Here is a 17,318-nt window from a genome sequence, read left to right as displayed (position 1 = left end):
TTCGTTGGAAAATCTCGAAGCCCTGATGCACGGCTTTGGCATCGCGCTGTCAGGCAATCATATTTTCCTGATGGTGATCGGCGTGCTGCTCGGCATTCTCGTTGGCGTGTTGCCCGGCCTCGGCGCCCCCAACGGCGTTTCGCTGCTGCTGCCGCTCACCTTCGGAATGCAGCCGGTATCGGCCATCATCCTGCTCTCGTCGATGTATTGGGGCGCCTTGTTCGGCGGCTCGGTCACATCAATCCTGTTCAACATTCCCGGCGAGCCATCCTCGGTCGCGACCACGTTCGACGGCTATCCGATGGCGCGCGACGGCAGGCCGACCACGGCGCTGGCGACGGCATTCGGCTCGGCTGCCTTTGGCGCGCTCGCCGGTGTCGTTCTGATTACGCTTGCGGCGTCATGGGTCGCGCAAGTGGCGCTGGCGTTCGGACCACCGGAGTATTTCGCGGTCTATTTTCTGGCGTTTGCGAGTTTCATCGGCATGGGCGGCTCGCCGCCGATCAAGACGCTGGTGTCGCTCGCGATCGGCTTTGCCCTGGCGGCCGTCGGGATCGACACGGTCTCCGGCAGCGTGCGGCTCACCATGGGCATCGACGAGATGGTGAAGGGTGTCAGCTTCGTGGTCGCCGTCATGGGCCTGTTCGGGATCGGCGAGTTGATGATTGCGGTGGAAGAGGAATTTCACGTCAAGGCGATCTCCTCCAGGGTGGAGTGGCGCGAAGTCTTCCGTACGCTCGTGGGTCTTCCAAAACATGGCTGGGCGCTGCTGCGCAGCGCGGCGATCGGCTGCTGGATGGGTATCACGCCAGGAGGCCCGACCGCCGCATCGTTCATGAGCTACGGCATCGCCAAGCGTCTTTCGCCCCGGCGCGCGAATTTCGGCAAGGGCGAGCCGGAAGGCATCGTCGCTCCAGAAGCCGCGGATCATGCCGCCGGCACCAGCGCCCTGCTACCGATGCTGTCGCTGGGCATCCCGGGATCGGCGACCGCGGCCGTCATGATGGGCGGCCTGATGATCTGGGGCCTCAATCCCGGACCGATGCTGTTCGTCGAGCAAAAGGACTTCGTCTGGGGACTGATCGCCTCGATGTATCTCGGCAACGTCGTCGCCGTGGTGCTGGTGCTGCTGACGGTGCCGATCTTCGCGGCGCTGATGCGCGTGCCGTTCTTCATCATTGCGCCTGTGATCGTCATCATCTGCACCGTCGGAGCCTATTCGGTTTCCAATTCCTATCTCGACGTCATGTTGATGATGGGATTCGGCGTTCTGGGATATCTGTTCAAGAAGCTTCATTATCCACTGGCGCCACTGGTGCTCGCGATCGTGATTGGCGACAAGGCGGAAGACGCATTTCGCCAATCCATGCTGATGTCGAAGGGCTCGCTCGGAATATTTTTTGCCAAACCGCTGGTGACCACGCTGATCCTGCTTGGCGCGGCGCTGCTGCTGATGCCGACAATCTGGCGAACGATCGGCCGGATGATGCCGCGGTCGGAGGTGAAGCCATGATCGTCGCACAGAACAAATTGACGCAGCTAAGGCCCCGGAGATCCTGATGAGACCGATCATAGCGCTTGCGATGGGCGACCCGGCCGGCATCAGCCCGGAGCTGACGGCCCGGCTCCTTGCTCTCGATGACGTCGCGGCCCGGGCCCGGATCGTCGTCATCGGCGACCGCCGCGTCCTCGATGATGGCGCGCGCGTTGCCGCGGTAAAGCTTGACCTGATATCCGCATCGCCCGACGCCGATCTGTCGAAGGAAGAGCGGGCCCCGGTTTTCATCGATCTCGGCCATCTCGATCCGGCGTCGGTCGCGCGAAGCACCGCGACAGCCGAAGGCGGCCGGTTTGCGCTGACGAATTATCGTCAGGCGCTGACGATGGCACGCGACGGCCGGGCCGACGCCGTTTGCTTTACGCCATTCAACAAGAACGCCATGCGGCTTGCACATCCCGTCTATGACGACGAGATCAGCTTTTCGGCCGACGTGGTCGGGCTCGACGGCCCGGCAAGCGAATTCAACGTGCTGGATGGGCTTTGGAACGCCCGTGTCACATCGCATATCCCGCTTGCGGAGGTCGCTTCGCACATCACCAGGGAACGCGTCCTGCGTGCGCTGCGGCTAACCGATGCCTCGATGCGGTCAGCCGGGTTCAAGCGTCCGCGCATCGCGGTCGCCGGCCTCAATCCCCATGCCGGCGATGGCGGGAATTTCGGGCGTGAAGAGATCGACGCGATCGGCCCCGCGGTAGAAGAAGCCCGCGCCGACGGGATCGCGACCGAAGGCCCGTTTCCCGCAGATACCGTGTTCCTCCGCGCCAAAGGCGGCGCATTCGATGCCGTGCTGACGATGTATCACGACCAGGGCCAGATCGCGATGAAGCTGATGGGCTTCGATCGTGGCGTGACGCTGCTGGGCGGCTTTCCGTTTCCGATCTGTACGCCGGCCCACGGAACGGCCTACGACATCGCCGGGAAGGGAATCGCGGGGATCGGAGCCGCCCATGCGGCGATCCTGCTTGCGGCGGAAATGGCGCAAAGAAAGCTGCAGGCTTGAAAGCTGCCCTCGCTTTGGAGTTTCGTCCGGATTGACCAGCGGTGTTTAGGGCGCGGCGGCGGCTTCACCTCAATCAGCTTTCTCTTATTCCAGAGCACTCGCTTGGGCGCCTAACGGGCAAGCGCGGAGTAAGCGATTGACCCAACCCGGACATTGGGCCTAGCGGCCGTGTAGCCATTCATGCTTTGATGGTTTGGGCTGAACCTACCAAGTTCGAGGCTCTTTTGACCGACGAGCGTGTAGTACGGCGGCTGGCGGCGGTGCTGGCGGCGGATGTCGCCGGCTACAGCCGTTTAATGGGACGCGACGAAGAACGTACGCTTGCTGACCTGAAGTCGTTGCGGAAGATCCTCTTCGACCCGGCCATCACTGCGCATCACGGCCGTATCGTCAAAACCACCGGCGACGGCATGCTGGTGGAGTTTGCCAGCGCTGTCGATGCTGCGCGCTGTGCGATCGAAGTTCAGCGCGGCATGGCCGCCCAGAATGCCGGCGTCTCACAGGATGTCAGGATCGAGTTTCGCATCGGCATTCACGTCGGCGACATCATCATTGACGATAACGACATTTTCGGCGACGGCGTCAATATTGCCGCGCGTGTCGAGAATGAGTGCGAGCCGGGCGGTGTTTACGTCTCTGGAAATGCCTTTGAGCAGATTAGAGGCAAGACCAAGTTCGAATTCGATGATTTGGGCGAGCGCACACTGAAGAATATAGAGCGCCCCGTGCGGTTATACTCTGTACGAGACGCGAATTTATCTGCGACAACGACCACCGAAGCAGCTTCGACGATGCCGTCGAATGCCAATGATCCATTGCCGCTTCCTGACAAGCCATCTATCGCCGTCCTCCCGTTTCAGAATATGAGCGGTGACCCCGAGCAAGAGTATTTCGCTGACGGCATGGTCGAGGACGTCATTACTGCGCTGTCGCGGTTCAAGTCGCTGTTCGTCATCGCGCGGAACTCATCGTTTTCCTACAAGGGAAAGTCCCCCGACATACGACAAGTAGGCCGCGAGCTCGGTGTGAGGTACGTTCTCGAAGGCAGCGTGCGCAAAGCCGGCAGCCGAATAAGAATCACCGGCCAGCTTATCGACACCAGCACCGGCGCGCATCTTTGGGCGGACCGCTTCGACGGCGCCCTCGAAGACGTCTTCGAATTGCAAGACAAGGTCACAGAGAAAGTCGTCACGGCGATTGCGCCGCGTCTCGAGCAAGCCGAGATCGACCGTTCGAAGCGCAAGACGGCTGGAAACCTAAGCGCCTACGATTGCTATCTTCGAAGTCTCCCCTATCTGCAGCTTCCATCAAAGCAGAGCCTTGAAGAGGCGATGCCGCTGCTGAGGCGCGCCATTGAGCTCGGCCCGGAGTTTGCCCCCGCCTACGGCCTGCTTGCTCAGTGCTATGCCTACCGGAAGGGCGCCGGGCTAGTGTCGAGTCCCGACGAGGAGAACGCCGAAGTCGCCCGTCTGGCCCGAATCGTTTTGCGTATTGGCCAAGACGATGCGGCCGCTCTCAGTAGCGCGGGCTGGGCCATCGCTTACGTTCTGCGCGACCTTCCTCATGCGCAGTCACTCGTTGATCGGGCTTTATCAATGAATCCCAATCTGGCGCATGCCTGGGGAATCAGCGGATGGATCAATGTGTGGTCAGGAAATCCGGCCGTGGCGGTGGAGCATCTGACCCGGGCCATGCGGCACGACCCGCTGCGCGGCCGTCATCATGTATCCCTGCAGAACGCCATGGCGCATGCCCTTTTCTTTCTCGACAAGTACGACGAGTCGATGGCCTGGGCTGAAAAAGTTCTTCGGGAGAATTCGGAATCGCATCCAGGGCTTCGCATCTTCACCGCGAGCGCCGCTTTTGCCAATATGACAGACACCGCTTTGAAAATGTGTGCGCGATTGCACGCCATCGATCCGGAGTTTCGCATGTCGCGTGTGGCGTCCTATCTCGGCCCGTATCAGAAGCCGGAATTTCTCGAAAAGTATGCCCAAGGACTGCGGCTCGCGGGCTTGCCAGAATGAGCAGCCGCTCCTTGATCGAACGCAACTGCCGGCTGACGAATTTTTGCGGCGATGAATTCGATCGCGGCCTAAATATTTGATGACAGTTTTATGACAGCGGCGTCCATCGGCGCCGGCAAGACCGATTCTTCAAGCGCAGAGCGCCGACGCGCTCAGCATCACCCCGCAAGACTCCTGCCGGACGCATATTTTTGTCGTGATTCGCCGCGATTCATGACAGAAGTAAAACAATCAGATGTCAGTTCGATTAAATGCGGAGCGGTGAATGAGCTTGGAATGGCGTGCGCAGCCAGCCTCCCTGGCCTGGTCTAACCCGGTGATCCGGTGGTGGGGCATGCTGACGCTGGTCAGCGGCGCCAATATCGCGGTTTGGTTCGTGCTGTACCGCCAGCTCCACGGACAGCCGATCGGAAGTCCAGCCAGCGCGTCCGGCGTGGAGCTGATGCTCGCGCTCAGCGCCGCTTATGTGTTCGGCTGCGCCTTCCGCTCGATCCTGCCGCGCGCCGACGTGCAGCGGATCTGCCTGTTCGACACATGGCTGTCGAGCGTGTTCGTCGGCCGCTCGGTCGCGACCGTGGCCGAGATCGCTTTCGCGGCACAATGGGCTGTTATCCTGCACCAGCTCGGCACCATGACAGGCGCGGACACCACCGTGAACGCCGCCTGGGTGATCGTGCCGCTGATCGTGATCGCCGAGTGCTACTCATGGCACGCAGTGCTGACCACCAAGTATCTGAATAACGCGATCGAGAATTCGATCTGGGCCGTCGTCTTCTTCATCATCGGCGTCGGCCTCTGCCGCCTGCTGCCGGAGTTCGACGGCGCGGTGCGCGCGATCCTGGTCGTCACGATCGTCGGGATCGCGTTCTATCTGGCGTTCCTGATGACCGTGGACGTGCCGATGTATCTGAACCGTTGGCGGGCCGATGTCGCCGACGGCAATCCGCTGCTGCACCCGCTCGAGGGTCTGCGCGACGTGCGCACGCGCTGGATCGTGACGCACGACATTGCCGAGTGGAAGGAAGAGATTGCCTGGATGTCGCTGTATTTCAGCCTTGCGGTCTGGTCGAGCCTGGCGCTGTGCGTGTTCTATTCGCTCGAGGATCATCTGCCGCGCTATCGCACCCCGGCGCCCGTCGCGAGCATTTCGTCGCAGGCGCCGGCGGTCGTTGCCGGGCTTGATCCGGTCATGGTGCACCACCGCAATTAATCGCGGACGCCGCTTTTCCCAACGAACCAGCGTGGCTGCGGCGGATAGCCGGTCGTTTGGCGTAGCCGTTCGCCTGGTCAGCCGGGTCAAGCCGGACTTTTGGTCAAGACGGTTTTGGCGAAGCGTGGCCCGGTTCCTGCTTTGACAGGCTGGTACTAACCTGATCCATTTCCTTGGCGATCCAATCATTTGGGTCCAGCCCCCGCGGCGGCGGGGGCGCCAGGGGGCGCAAGTCAGGCATTCAGCACCAGCCGAGGAGTCAATCCGATGCAAGAACGGGAACTTCGAGATCTCATTGCAGACGTCAAGACCGGACGCTTGTCGCGGCGGTCCTTTGTCCAGCAGATGATCGCCGTCGGCCTGACCGCGCCGATGGCCGGCATGATGCTGGCCCAATCCGGGGTGGCGATGGCCCAGACCGCGATCCCCTACAAGCCGACCAAGGCCGGCGGCGGCGGGCTTCTGAAAATCCTGTACTGGCAGGCGGTCACCCTGCTCAACCCGCATTTCGCCGTCGGCACCAAGGACCAGGACGGCGCCCGCGTCTTTTACGAGCCGCTGGCCGGATGGGACCAGGAGGGCAATCTGGTCCCGGTGCTGGCCGCCGAAATTCCGAGCAAGGAAAAACAACGGCCTCACAGAGGACGGCCTCTCGGTGGTCTGGAAGCTGAAAAAGGGCGTCAAATGGCATGACGGCATGCCGTTCACGGCTGATGACGTCGTGTTCAACTGGGAATATGCGCGAAATCCCGAGACCGCCGCGGTCTCGATCGCCAGCTACAAGGACGCCAAGGTCGACAAGATCGACGATTTCACCGTCCGCGTGACGTTTTCAAAGCCGACGCCGTTCTGGGCCGACGCCTTTGTCGGCACCTACGGCATGATCATCCCGAAGCATCTGTTTGCCGATTATATCGGCGGCAAGTCGCGCGACGCGCCGGCCAACCTCAAGCCGGTGGGTACCGGTCCCTACGTTTTCGTCGATTTCAAGCCGGGCGACATCGTCCGTGGCAAGCTCAATCCGAACTACCACATGCCCAACCGGCCGTATTTCGACAACATCGAGATCAAGGGCGGCGGCGACGCGGTGTCGGCCGCGCGCGCGGTGCTGCAGACCGGGGAATATGATTATGCCTGGAACATGCAGGTGGAAGATGAAATCCTGACCAAGCTGGAAGGCGCCGGCAAGGGCAAGGTCAGCATCGTCGAGACCGGCAATATCGAATTCATCATGCTCAACTCGACCGATCCGGCGGCGGAGGTCGACGGCGAGCGCGCCAGCGTCAAGACCAAGCATCCGCTGTTCAGCGACCCGGCGGTTCGCCAGGCCATCAACCTGCTGATCGATCGCGCCTCGATCGAGAAGTTCATCTACGGCCGGACGGCGAGCGCCACCGCAAACTTCCTCAACGCCCCGGCAAAGGTCCGCTCGAAAAACACCAAATTCGAGTTCAACATCGAGAAGGCCAACGCGATCCTGGAGGCCGCCGGCTGGAAAAAAGGCGGCGACGGCATTCGCGCCAAGGACGGCAAGCCGCTGCGGTTCGTCTACCAGACCTCGATCAACGCGCCCCGGCAGAAGACGCAGGCCATCATCAAGCAGGCGTGCCAGAAGGCGGGCATCGACGTCGAGCTGAAGTCGGTGGTGGCATCGGTGTTCTTCTCCTCCGACGCCGCCAATCCCGACACCTACACGCATTTCTATTGCGATGCGCAGATGTACAACACCACCATGACGCAGCCCGACCCCGGGTTCTTCATGAACCAGTACCTGTCGTGGCGGGCCTCCAACAAGGAAAACAAATGGCAGGGCCGCAACGTCTCGCGCTGGCAGAACAAGGAATATGACGAGATTTACAAGCAGGCCGAGGGCGAACTCGACGCCGTGAAGCGGGCCGCGATGTTCATCAAGCTCAACGACCTCGTCGTGACCGACAACTACATCCAGCCCCTGCTCCGCCGGCCGAAGGTCTCGGCCGTCGCCGGCAATCTGGCGGTACCGCTCAGCGGCTGGGACAACGATCTATGGCAGATCGCGAACTGGTACCGCGAGGCCTGAGGTGCGATTTACGATGCGCAAGATCTGAACGGGCGGTGGCAGGACGACCATGGGAAAATACATCCTCCGGCGCCTGATCATCGCCCTGCCCAGCCTGCTCGGCATCAGCCTCATTCTCTTTGTGCTGCTGGCGCTGGCGCCGGGCGACCCGTTCGGCGAACTTGCGACCAACTCCAATGTGCCGCCCGAAGTCCGGGAGGCGCTGCGGGTGAAGTTCGGGATCGACGATCCGATCTTCATCCGCTATTTGCGCTGGCTCGCCGCGATGCTGCAGGGCGACTGGGGCTTTTCGTTCGCCAGCCGCATCAACGTCGACCAGCTGATCCTGCAACGCGTGCCGACCACGCTGTTCGTGGTCGGCTCGTCGCAGATCCTGGCATTGGCAGTGGCGTTGCCGGTCGGCGTCTATGCGGCGATGCGCCCCTATTCGATCTTCGACCAGATCGCCAACACCTTTGCCTTCATCGGCTTCTCGCTGCCGACTTTCTTCACCGGGCTGCTGCTGATCCTGATCTTCAGCATCAATCTCGGCTGGCTGCCGTTCGTCTACCGGGTCGATATCCCGGCTACCGGCTGGCTCTGGCACTGGGAATATTTCAAGCAGGCGATCATGCCGATCTCGGTGCTCGGCCTGTTTCAGGCCGCCTCCTATACCCGCTACGTCCGCTCGGCGGTGCTCGACGTCATCAGGCTCGATTATGTCACGACGGCACGCTCGAAGGGCCTCAATGAAGGCAAGGTCGTCATCAAGCACGTGGTGCGCAACGCCTTGATCCCCGTGGTGACGCTGGTCGCGCTGCAGATGCCGGCGGTGTTCGGCGGCGCCATCGTCACCGAACAGATCTTCCGCATCCCCGGCATTGGTTCACTGCTGATCAGCGCCATCCTCGCCAACGACACGCCGGTCATCATGGCGGTGACCTTCGTGTTTGCCTGTCTCGTCGTCGTCTTCAACCTATTGGCCGATATCATCTATGGCTGGCTCGACCCACGCATCTCCTATCGCTGACGTCGTCGTTCCGCTCGAGGGACGCCCGCGCCACATTTCGCCCGGCTATGAGGTGTGGCGAAAATTTCGCCGCCATCGCATGGCGGTGGTGAGCATCGGCATTTTGACGTTGCTGACCGCGGCCGTTCTGTTCGGACCGCTGATCTGGCGGATACCGATCAACGAAATCGATTTCACCGCGCGGCTCGCTCACCCGTCGTGGGATCACCCGTTCGGCACCGACGATCTCGGCCAGGACCTGCTGGCGCGCATGCTGTATGGCGGACGCATTTCGCTGGCGGTCGGGTTCGCGGCGATGGCGGTGGCTATCGTCGTCGGCGTGCTGATCGGGGCGATCTCGGGCATCTCCCGCGGCAGCGTCGACGCCGCGCTGATGTGGATCACCGATCTGTTCCTGGCGCTGCCGCAACTGCCGCTGCTGCTATTGGTGATCTATCTGTTCCGGGATTTTCTCAAGAACTGGGTCGGCCCCGAGGGCGGCGTCTTCATCCTGATCGTGCTCGTGATCGGCGCGTTTCGCTGGATGCCGGTGGCGCGATTGGTGCGCGCGCAGTTCCTGTCGCTGCGCGAAAAGGAGTTCGTCGAGGCGGCGCGCGCGCTCGGCGCCACCACGCCGCGGCTGGTAATCAGGCACATCCTGCCGAACTCGCTCGGGCCTGTGATCGTGGCCGGCACCATCGACGTCGCGGCGGCGATCATCGCGGAATCGACACTGTCGTTTCTCGGCCTCGGCTTTCCGCCTGACATCCCGACCTGGGGCCGGCTGTTGTTCGACGCCAAGGATTATCTCGACATCGCGCCGCATTGGGCGCTGTTCGCGGGCGCCGCGATCTTCCTGACCGTGCTCACCATCAATTTCATCGGCGACGGATTGCGCGACGCGCTCGACCCCCGGAGAGTCATGTAATGTTGCGTCCGGAGGATACCGCGAGCGTGGGTGCGAAGCCGATCGACGAAGCGCCGATGCTCGACATCAGGGGCTTGAAGACGCATTTTGCGACCGATGACGGCATTGTGCAGGCGGTCGACGGCGTCGATATTGCCGTTCGGCGCGGGGAGACGGTCTGCGTGGTCGGCGAGTCCGGTTGCGGCAAGACGGTCACTGCGCTTTCCGTGCTCAAGCTGATCGCAATGCCGCCCGGGCGGATCGCCGGCGGGCAGATCCTGTGGCAGGGCCGCGACCTGGTGCCGATGGCGGCGGACGAGATGAACCAGATTCGCGCCAAGGAAATCGCCATCGTGTTCCAGGAGCCGATGACCTCGCTCAATCCGGTCTACACCATCGGCGATCAGATCGGCGAAGTGATCGCCCTGCATGAGGGCTTAGGGCGCCGCGCCGTGCTGGAGCGGACCATCGACATGCTGGCGCTGGTCCAGATCCCGAACCCGGCGCGCCGCGTCAACGACTACCCGCACCAGTTTTCCGGCGGCATGCGGCAGCGCGTGATGATCGCGATGGCGCTGTCGTGCCATCCGAAGCTCTTGATCGCGGACGAGCCGACCACGGCGCTCGACGTCACGATCCAGGCGCAGATCCTCGATCTGCTGCAGGACATGAAATCGCGCCTCGGCATGTCGATCATGCTGATCACCCACGCCATGGGTGTCGTCGCCGAAGTCGCCCAGCGCGTGGTGGTGATGTATGCGGGCAAGGTGGTGGAGGAAGCCGCGGTCGAGCAGCTGTTTGCCAACCCGCGCCATCCCTATACGCAGGGCCTGATCCGCTCGATCCCGCGCGTCGACAGGGGCGGCGGCCGCAAGGCCCGGCTGCAGACCATCGCCGGCACGGTGCCGAAGCTGATCAACCCGCCGCAGGGCTGCCGCTTCGCGCCGCGCTGCGGTTTTGCCACCGATGAATGCGTGCGCGCGCAGCCTGCCTTGCGCGAGCTCGAACCCGGCCACAAGGTGGCCTGCATCCACGCCGAAGCGACGGTGGTTCAATGAGCGAGCCGCTGCTCAAGGTCGCTAAACTGACCAAGGAATTTCCGCTCAAGGGCGGGCTGTTCAGCGGTCAAGTCGCCAGCGTACATGCGGTCGACGGCGTCGATTTTCACGTCGACCGCGGCGAAACACTTGGCCTGGTCGGCGAATCCGGCTGCGGCAAGTCGACCACCGGCCGCTGCGTGCTTCGCCTCATCGAACCGAGTTCGGGCGAAATCCATTTCGACGGCAAGGATGTCCGTTCGCTCAAGGCCGACGACCTTCGCATCCTGCGCCGCGACATCCAGATCATCTTTCAGGACCCCTATGCGTCGCTCAATCCGCGCATGAATGTGGGCGCGATCGTCGGCGAAGCGCTGATCATCCATCAGTTGACCAAAACCAAACAGCAGTTCGAAGAGCGCGTGGTGGATCTGCTGGAGACCGTCGGCCTGCGCGCGGACCATATGACGCGCTATCCCAACGAATTCTCCGGCGGCCAGCGCCAGCGCATCGGCATCGCGCGGGCGCTTGCGGTCGAGCCCAAGCTGATCATCTGCGACGAGCCGGTCTCGGCGCTTGACGTTTCGATCCAGGCCCAGGTCATCAACCTGCTTGAAGATCTGCAGGAAAAATTCGGGCTCGCCTATCTCTTCATCGCCCATGATCTCGCCGTCGTCGAGCATATCTCCAAGCGCATCGCGGTGATGTATCTCGGGCGCATTGTCGAGATGGCGTCGGCCCACGAACTCTATGCCTCGCCGCGGCACCCCTACACCGAGGCGCTGCTGTCGGCGGTGCCGATACCGGATCCGAAAGTGAAGCGACAGCGCGTCCGTCTGTCGGGCGAAGTGCCGAACCCGATTTCGCCGCCGACCGGCTGTCACTTTCACACCAGATGCCCGATCGCGCAGTTTCCGCTATGCAAGAGCGAGGCCCCACCGCTCAAGCAAAGCGCCGACGGCCACTGGGTTGCCTGCCATTTCCGTTGATGGCTAGCCTGCACGGCGCGCTGTTCCTTCGAGATGCTCCGGCGATGGCCCCCTTCCCGGACGTCGGGCGGCGGCGCAAAGCGCTCGTTCATTCCTGTTTCCAGAACCGGTCGCTTGGTATTACCCCGGCTGGATCAGAGGAAAACTCGGGCCTGATGCGGTTGAGGTAATGCATGTTCACCAAACCCTGGTGCTTCACTTCGACGGCGCCACGGGCGTCGGTATCGAAGCGCGTCTTGATGTGCTGCCAGGTCGATTCGGCGATGCTGATGCGACCGGGAACGCCGGCAGCCTCGACCCGCTGCGCTATATTCACGGTATTCCCCCAGATATCGTAGGTAAATTTGTGTTTCCCGACGACCCCGGCGATGACTGGTCCGGTATTGATTCCAATCCTCACGTGCCACGCCGGCAGGTGCAGCTTCTCGCGTTGCCGATTGATCCTGGCCAGGTGATCGATGACCTGCAGCGCAGCCAATGCGGCATCGACGGCGTGCGAGCGGTTGGGCTCCGGCACGCCGCCAACGGCGAGATAGGCATCCCCGATCGTCTTGAGTTTTTCCAGGCGATGCTTGGCCATGATGTCGTCGAACACGGTGAAGTGCTGGTCGAGCTGGTCAATGACGCTCGCCGGCTCCATGGTCTCGACCAGTCGGGTGAAGCCGGTGAAATCGATCAGCATCACCGTTGCAGAGTCGAAGAAGCGCGGCTGAACGCGGTCATTTGCCTTGAGCTCGGCTGCAATGGATGACGGCAGGATGTTCAGGAGCAGTTTGTCCGATTCGGCTTGCCCGGCAATTGCGAGGTCGCGCGCCCGCTCCAACTCGCGCAGCATCTCGTTGCGCACGAGCAATTGCCGGCGCAATTCGAGATGAACCATCGTCTGCCGTGCCAGTCGTCTGAGGGCCTCCTGCTGCTCGAAGGTAAGCTCTCGCGGCTCGAAGGCGATCACGCACAAAGTGCCCAGCGCATGGCCATCCTGCGTGATGAGTGGAACGCCGCAGTAGAAGCGGATGTGCATATCGCCCGTCACCAGCGGGCTGGTATTGAACCTTTGATCCTTTATCAGGTCGGGAACGTAGAGGATGTCATTGTTGCAGATCGTGGCCGTGCAAATCGAAATTTCCCGCGGGCATTCGGAAAGCTCTGCTGGAAGCGGACCATACTTCGCCTTGATCCATTGCCGCGAGGCGTCGACGAAGCTGACCAGCGCGGCGGGGCAGCCGCAGATCTGCGCCGCCAGTTCGGTGATTTCGTCGAAACCGGCTTCCGGAAGCGTGTCGAGGATTGCGTAATTTGTCAGCGCGACTAGGCGTCCGGACTCGTTGGCTGGCATCGTCTGGTTCATGACAAGCCCTTCGCGTTAGCCGGGTCATCAAGTCTAGTCGCGATACAAGAGCCGGCTACGCGTCAAATAGCTCCCGGACCTATCCCTGTTAGCTCAAACTAGCACATTACGACTGGAAGACGAGCGATGGGAAGAGCGCGGTAGCAACATGCTTAGCCGATATGGGCATTCGCCGGGTCCGGGTTGCGCCGCGAGCGGACTGCATAGGCTGGACGTGATGTCAGGCCGCCAGCATGATCCCGTGAGATCGGCTAGCCCGTGCCGGCACGGGAGACCGCATGGCCGCCCGCCGGAGGATTTTTTCGCCCACCAAGGAGACCAACATGTCCGATCCGCACCGCCGGGAGTTTCTCGCTGCCGCCGCCGCCATCGCCTCGATGGCAACGCTGGCCGGAACGCAGGCGGCGGTCGCCGGCGATCCCAGCTTCATGAACAATGTCCCCGATCCCGCAGTGTCGGGAAAGGACCTGCCGACGTTCAAGTTCGCGCTGGAGAAATCCGCCGGCAAGGTGATCGGCAACAGCTACGGCAAGGAAGCTACCGTCACGCAGCTGCCGATCTCCAAGGGAATTGCCGGGGTTTCGATGCGGCTCGAGCCCGGCGCGATGCGCGAGATGCACTGGCACGCCACCGCGGCCGAATGGGCGTTCGTGTTCGAGGGGCGCGTTCGCACCACCGTCGTCGATCCCAACGGCTTTGCGGAGACCAACGACTTCGACCCGGGCGACGTCTGGTACTTTCCCCGCGGCCACGGCCACATGCTGCAGTGCCTTGGTGACAAGCCCTGCCATTTCATCCTGGTCTTCGACAACGGCTATTTTTCCGAGTTCGGCACCTTCAGCATCACCGACTGGATCGGGCACATCCCGAAAGCGCTGCTGGCGAAAAACTTTGGCGTGCCGGAATCGGCGTTCGACAACCTCCCAAAGGAAGAAGTGTATTTTGCCCGCGGCAAGCCGCCACCCGCGGAGCCGTCGGTGCCGCTGCAGGGCTGGAAGCTGCCGCCGCAAACGCACAAATACCGCCTGCTGGCGCAGACGCCGACCGGCACCTTTCGGGGCGGCCGCGAATGGCGTGTGGATTCAAGCCGCTTTCCGATTGCGAAAACCATTACCGGCGTCGTGCTCGATCTCGATCCCGGCGCGATGCGGACACTGCACTGGCATCCGAACGCCGACGAGTGGCAGTACGTGCTGGACGGCACGGTCAGCGTCACCCTGTTCGGCTCGCATGGGCGCACCAGGACCGAGCAGCTGCATCAGGGCGACGTCGGCTATATCCCGCAAGGTTATGGGCACTCGATCGAAAATATCGGCGACAAGCCCGCGCGCATCCTGATCGGCTTCAATTCCGGTACCTACGAGACCATCGACCTGTCACAATGGATCGCGGCCAACCCGGCCGACGTGCTCGCCACCAATTTCAGCCAGCCGCCGGAATTATTCGGAAAGTTTCCCCATCGCGACGTGTTCGTTACGGGCAAGGATGGACCGGGCAAATAGGCCGGGAATCGGAGGAGCTCACGCCGGCAGGGGTTTTGGCACAGGCGCACCATTGAGCAGCTTGCCGATCTCCGGCTTGCATGCCCCGCAATTGGTGCCGGCCTTTAATCGTTGACCAATGGCTTCGACATTTCTCGCGCCTTTGCTGATCTCGGCGGAGATTTGCCGTTGCCCGATGCCGAAGCACGAGCAGACGATCGGCCCGATATCTTCCCCGGCTTCCAGCGGCTGCCCTGTGAGCAGCGACATCCGCGCCTTTGGCGAGAGCGTGTTTTCGGCGAACAAATTGGTCAGCCATGAGCGCGACACCAGTCTGTGGTCCGAGGCGATGAAGATGCATCCCTCCAACCGGCCGTCGCGAATGCTCGCGTAACGGTACCGGCCGATGCTCGGATCGCGATAGGCGAGCCACTCGATGTCGTCCTGCTCGGCGCGAAGCTGCGCGCGCGCCCAATCGCGCCAGCTCGCCGGCCGTTCCTCGATCGCCAGCTCCATGCGCCAGCACGTTCCCGCCCGTCCGGAAACCCAGTACCCCTTCTCCGGGCGTTCGATCTCGTAACGGCTTAGAATGAAGGCATGCCATTTCGGCAGATAGGGCTCGGCCTTCACGGGCGTATGCTTGGATTCCGGCTGTCCGGATATCGGGTCGGTCGCGGGATTGACCAGCGCGTTGATCAGGCCGTCGCCGGCATACTCGCCATTCCAGTGCATCGGCACGAACACGCAGCCGCGCCGCTGTTCGGCGGTGACGGTCACGCGCGCCACCATCTGGCCCCAGGGACTGGTCAGCCGGGCGAGCGCGCCATCTTCGATACCGGCCTTGCGCGCATCCTCGGGGTGGAATTCCGCACAGGGTTCGAACATGTGCATCATCAGCCGCGGCGATTTCCCGGTCCGCGTCATGGTGTGCCACTGGTCGCGAATCCGGCCGGTGTTGAGAATCAGGGGGTGCTCGCGGCTGGTCGGGTTCTTGGGCGGGCGCGGCACAACCGGAATAAAGCGCGCCTTGCGATCGGGGGTGAAGAAGCCTCCGGTCTCGAACAGCCGCTGCGTGCCGGTCGGATAATCCCGCGTCACCGGCCATTGTACCGGGGCCAGCGTCTCGTAAGCGCGATCATCGAGCGTGCTCAAGGCGGAAAGGTCGAAATCCCGCGCGCCATTATTCTCAAAGCCGGAGAGGCTGGCGTGCTCCCGAAAGATCTCGGCGACGCTCGTGTAGTCGAAGCCCGAAAATCCCATGCGGCGGGCGACGTCGCAGACGGTCCGCCAATCCGGGCGCGCGGCGCCGGGCGCGGGCATGAACGGCCGTTGCCGGGAGATGCGGCGTTCGGAATTGGTGACGGTGCCGTCCTTCTCGCCCCACGCGGTCGCGGGCAGCAGCACATGGCCGTGACGCGTGGTGTCGGTGTGGCGCATGCAATCCGACACCACGACGAGATCACAGGCGTCCAGCGCGGCGCGTGCGCGCGTAACATCCGGCAGGCTGACCAGCGGATTGGTGGACATGATCCAGACCGCCTTGATCCGGCCGGCAGCCATCGCGTCGAACATCTCGACCGCCTTGAGCCCGGTCTTGTCCGCAATCACCGGCGAGCGCCAGAACCGCTGCACGAGTTCGCGATGGCGCGGGTTCTCGATCTCCATATGGGCGGCGAGCTGATTGGCGAGACCACCGACTTCGCGTCCGCCCATCGCATTGGGCTGGCCGGTGAGCGAGAACGGCCCCATGCCGGGCTTTCCGATCCGGCCGGTCAGCAAATGGCAGTTGATGATCGCATTGACCTTGTCGACGCCGCTGCTCGACTGATTGATGCCCTGGGAATAGAGCGTGACGACGCGCTCGGTTTTGGCGAACCAGCTGAAAAACTGCTCGACTGCAGCGCCCGTCAGCCCGCAGACATCAGCCGTGTGCGCCACGGTCTGGCCGGCGACCTGCGCCAGCGCGGCCTCGGCGCCGGTGGTGAAATCGCCGACGAACGCGCCATCGGCCGCCTTGTTCTTCGCAAGATAGGCCAGCAATCCGTTGAACAAAACGGAGTCGCTGCCGGAACGAACCGGCAAATGCAGATCGGCACCCTCGCAGGTCGCCGTCCGGCGCGGGTCGATGACGACGATGCGGCAAGCGGGATTTCTCGCCTTCGCCGCCAGCATGCGCTGGTGGAGGATGGGATGGCACCAGGCGGCATTGGATCCGACCAGAACCAGCAGGTCGGCCAGTTCCAGATCTTCATAGCAACCCGGAACGGTGTCGCTGCCGAAGGCGCGCTTGTGACCCACCACGCTGGAGGCCATGCACAGCCGCGAATTGGTATCGATATTGGCGGTGCCGACAAAGCCCTTCGCGAGCTTGTTGACGACGTAGTAGTCCTCGGTGAGAAGCTGGCCCGAGACGTAGAACGCCACGGAATCCGGCCCGTGCTCCCGGATCGCCTTGCCGAATCCATCGGCGACATGGCCGAGCGCGGCATCCCAGGTCGCAGCCTGGCCGTCGACCATCGGCTCGAGCAGGCGTCCTTCCAGATCGATTGTTTCAGCCAGCGCCGATCCCTTCGCGCACAGCCGCCCGAAATTTGCCGGATGCACCGGATCACCCCGGACCGTGACCGCCCCCGCCTGATCCCTGTCGGCCACGACGCCGCAGCCGACGCCGCAATAGGGACATGTCGTCTTGACTGGCACGCGTCGTTACC

General features: G+C 62.7%; 11 protein-coding genes and 1 pseudogene. 10 read left to right on the top strand and 2 right to left on the bottom strand.

Features of this window, described 5'->3' with window-relative positions; translation table 11 throughout:
* The first annotated feature begins 4 nt into the window (after positions 1-4).
* The 9 genes and pseudogenes from ABIE49_RS24690 (at position 5) to ABIE49_RS24650 (ending at position 11,778) form a co-directional block, all read left to right on the top strand.
* Complete coding sequence (locus ABIE49_RS24690) at positions 5-1,513, top strand: tripartite tricarboxylate transporter permease (RefSeq protein ID WP_192736990.1); 1,509 nt, start codon at positions 5-7, stop codon at positions 1,511-1,513.
* A 46-nt stretch (positions 1,514-1,559) separates the two neighbouring features.
* Positions 1,560-2,561: a 4-hydroxythreonine-4-phosphate dehydrogenase PdxA gene (locus tag ABIE49_RS24685; RefSeq protein WP_192736989.1), complete on the top strand. Its 1,002-nt coding sequence runs from the start codon at positions 1,560-1,562 to the stop codon at positions 2,559-2,561.
* A gap of 224 nt (positions 2,562-2,785) precedes the next feature.
* Positions 2,786-4,588 (top strand): adenylate/guanylate cyclase domain-containing protein, encoded by a 1,803-nt coding sequence (locus ABIE49_RS24680; protein WP_354066962.1) that lies wholly within the window; start codon positions 2,786-2,788, stop codon positions 4,586-4,588.
* Between the two features lie 265 nt (positions 4,589-4,853).
* A complete protein-coding gene (locus ABIE49_RS24675; protein WP_192736987.1) occupies positions 4,854-5,798 on the top strand; it encodes a hypothetical protein in 945 nt (314 codons plus the stop codon).
* Positions 5,799-6,065: 267 nt separating this feature from the next.
* A pseudogene (locus tag ABIE49_RS24670) lies at positions 6,066-7,857 on the top strand (peptide ABC transporter substrate-binding protein).
* Between the two features lie 49 nt (positions 7,858-7,906).
* Positions 7,907-8,866 (top strand): ABC transporter permease, encoded by a 960-nt coding sequence (locus tag ABIE49_RS24665; RefSeq protein WP_192736985.1) that lies wholly within the window; start codon positions 7,907-7,909, stop codon positions 8,864-8,866.
* Positions 8,832-9,773: an ABC transporter permease gene (locus ABIE49_RS24660; RefSeq protein ID WP_192736984.1), complete on the top strand. Its 942-nt coding sequence runs from the start codon at positions 8,832-8,834 to the stop codon at positions 9,771-9,773. Before ABIE49_RS24665 ends, ABIE49_RS24660 begins: the two co-directional genes overlap by 35 nt.
* Positions 9,773-10,810 (top strand): ABC transporter ATP-binding protein, encoded by a 1,038-nt coding sequence (locus tag ABIE49_RS24655; RefSeq protein ID WP_192736983.1) that lies wholly within the window; start codon positions 9,773-9,775, stop codon positions 10,808-10,810. The genes ABIE49_RS24660 and ABIE49_RS24655 overlap by 1 nt, the downstream gene beginning before the upstream one ends.
* Positions 10,807-11,778, top strand: coding sequence for an ABC transporter ATP-binding protein (locus ABIE49_RS24650; protein ID WP_192736982.1), 972 nt, complete (start codon positions 10,807-10,809; stop codon positions 11,776-11,778). Before ABIE49_RS24655 ends, ABIE49_RS24650 begins: the two co-directional genes overlap by 4 nt.
* An 88-nt stretch (positions 11,779-11,866) precedes the next feature.
* Here ABIE49_RS24650 and ABIE49_RS24645 read toward each other — a convergent pair whose 3' ends face one another.
* On the bottom strand, positions 11,867-13,126 hold the full coding sequence (locus ABIE49_RS24645) for an adenylate/guanylate cyclase domain-containing protein (protein ID WP_192736981.1): 1,260 nt from the start codon (positions 13,124-13,126) through the stop codon (positions 11,867-11,869).
* A 323-nt stretch (positions 13,127-13,449) separates the two neighbouring features.
* On the opposite strand from ABIE49_RS24645, the gene ABIE49_RS24640 reads away from it, so the two are divergent.
* The gene (locus ABIE49_RS24640) at positions 13,450-14,628 is read left to right on the top strand and encodes a cupin domain-containing protein (RefSeq protein ID WP_192736980.1); all 1,179 of its coding nucleotides are present in this window, start codon (positions 13,450-13,452) and stop codon (positions 14,626-14,628) included.
* Between the two features lie 18 nt (positions 14,629-14,646).
* On the opposite strand, the gene ABIE49_RS24635 is transcribed toward ABIE49_RS24640, so the two are convergent.
* Positions 14,647-17,307: a nitrate reductase gene (locus tag ABIE49_RS24635; RefSeq protein ID WP_192736979.1), complete on the bottom strand. Its 2,661-nt coding sequence runs from the start codon at positions 17,305-17,307 to the stop codon at positions 14,647-14,649.
* Between the last annotated feature and the right edge of the window lie 11 nt (positions 17,308-17,318).

Origin of the sequence: Bradyrhizobium sp. OAE829 (assembly GCF_040546575.1) — a bacterium.
Lineage (GTDB): Bacteria > Pseudomonadota > Alphaproteobacteria > Rhizobiales > Xanthobacteraceae > Bradyrhizobium.
Note: the sequence above shows the minus strand (reverse complement) of the source record. Positions and strands in the feature narration are given on the sequence as shown.

Bases quoted from the DNA above. Each gene is read 5' to 3' on its own strand.
- ABIE49_RS24685 (WP_192736989.1), top strand. From the start codon at position 1,560: ATGAGACCGATCATAGCGCTTGCGATGGGCGACCCGGCCGGCATCAGC.
- ABIE49_RS24675 (WP_192736987.1), top strand. From the start codon at position 4,854: ATGAGCTTGGAATGGCGTGCGCAGCCAGCCTCCCTGGCCTGGTCTAAC.
- ABIE49_RS24665 (WP_192736985.1), top strand. From the start codon at position 7,907: ATGGGAAAATACATCCTCCGGCGCCTGATCATCGCCCTGCCCAGCCTG.
- ABIE49_RS24660 (WP_192736984.1), top strand. From the start codon at position 8,832: ATGGCTGGCTCGACCCACGCATCTCCTATCGCTGACGTCGTCGTTCCG.
- ABIE49_RS24655 (WP_192736983.1), top strand. From the start codon at position 9,773: ATGTTGCGTCCGGAGGATACCGCGAGCGTGGGTGCGAAGCCGATCGAC.
- ABIE49_RS24650 (WP_192736982.1), top strand. From the start codon at position 10,807: ATGAGCGAGCCGCTGCTCAAGGTCGCTAAACTGACCAAGGAATTTCCG.
- ABIE49_RS24645 (WP_192736981.1), bottom strand. From the start codon at position 13,126: ATGAACCAGACGATGCCAGCCAACGAGTCCGGACGCCTAGTCGCGCTG.
- ABIE49_RS24640 (WP_192736980.1), top strand. From the start codon at position 13,450: ATGTCCGATCCGCACCGCCGGGAGTTTCTCGCTGCCGCCGCCGCCATC.